The sequence below is a fragment of the Paenibacillus sp. 01T47 genome (assembly GCF_056398245.1).
Window position 1 is genome coordinate 1 of the sequence record NZ_JBFTPA010000067.1, and the last position, 1,356, is coordinate 1,356.

The following is a 1,356-nucleotide window of genomic DNA, read 5'->3' on the forward strand; positions in this document are numbered from 1 at the left end:
GAGTTGAGTCCATATAATTGTGTAAAATGAAGAACTTCATAAAAAGTAAGCCATGAAGTAAATACTCATCTAGAAGAAGTTGCCTAGACCATTCCAGAGGGGAGTATTTATTCATGGCTCAATATCAGGTTACACTAGATCACCAATTATTAAACCAGTTGTTTATCGGAGAATCTCGGGACGCAGGTGTAGCCGCTTTGCTCGAGACTGTTTTGAATCAAGTATTGAAGGCACAAGCGACAGAACAATTAGCAGCTGAAGATTATGAGCGTACACCTGCCAGACAAGGACAACGAAATGGCAGCTATTTGAGAAGCTTGACGACACGTGTGGGTAGTATCACCCTACAGGTGCCAAGGTTTCGGGATGGCAAGTTTTCGACAGAGCTTTTCAAACGCTATCAACGTAGTGAACAAGCGCTTGTCCTCACACTGATGGAACTTGTTGTACAGGGTGTCTCCACTCGTAAAGTAGCACGTGTGACGGAAGAACTCTGTGGAAGGGAGTTTTCCAAGTCGACGGTCAGTGAACTGTGCAAGCAACTCGATCCCATTGTTCATGGATGGAACAATCGCTCTTTGCACGAGGTTGCTTATCCTTTTGTTACGGTAGATGCCATGTATGTGAAAGTGCGTGAAGACGGCCGGATACGTTCTAGAGGCGTCTTCATTGGGTATGGCGTTAACACAGATGGCAATCGGGAGATTCTTGGGCTTGCAGTAGGCGATACAGAATCCGAAGCAAGCTGGAGCGAGTTCTTTAACCAATTAAAAGAGCGCGGTCTGCATGGTGTGGACTGTATTACCAGCGATACTCATGGCGGTTTAGTAAAATCGATCCGTCAACATTTTCAAGGCGTAACGTGGCAACGATGCCAGACACATTTTATGCGAAACATACTTGATGCTTCACCAAAGTCACTTCAGGCGAGCATCAAAGGGATGGTTCGCTCTATCTTTGAAGCACCGAACGTAGACGTCGCCAGGAAATGTCTAAAAGAAACGATAGAGGCTTTTCAGGACAAAGCACCAAAGGCTATGGATACACTCGAGAATGGCTTTGACGATGCAACCGCTATCCTTGTCTATCCAGAGGAGTACCGCGTTCGTCTACGCACTTCAAATGGCATTGAACGTGTGAACGGTGAGATTCGTCGGCGTGAACGCGTCATTCGTATTTTTCCAAACCGTGAAGCCGTCGTACGCATGATCGGCGCCGTGCTCATGGAGATTGAAGCACATTGGGAGTCAAGTCGTAAATTCATGGAGATGACTGCTTACCATGAATGGAGAAAAAACTGTTAGTCTAATCTCAGACAACGTAGATGGGATTTTACACATAAATATGGACTTGACC

The 1,356-nt window shown here is 45.8% G+C and carries 1 protein-coding gene; it reads left to right on the top strand.

Going from position 1 to position 1,356, the window contains the following annotated elements; translation table 11 throughout:
• Positions 1-113 precede the first annotated feature (113 nt).
• Entirely contained in the window at positions 114-1,304 is a 1,191-nt protein-coding gene (locus tag AC1DOV_RS34665) for an IS256 family transposase (protein WP_477552162.1), read from the top strand.
• Positions 1,305-1,356 lie beyond the last annotated feature (52 nt).

Bases quoted from the DNA above. Each gene is read 5' to 3' on its own strand.
- AC1DOV_RS34665 (WP_477552162.1), top strand. From the start codon at position 114: ATGGCTCAATATCAGGTTACACTAGATCACCAATTATTAAACCAGTTG.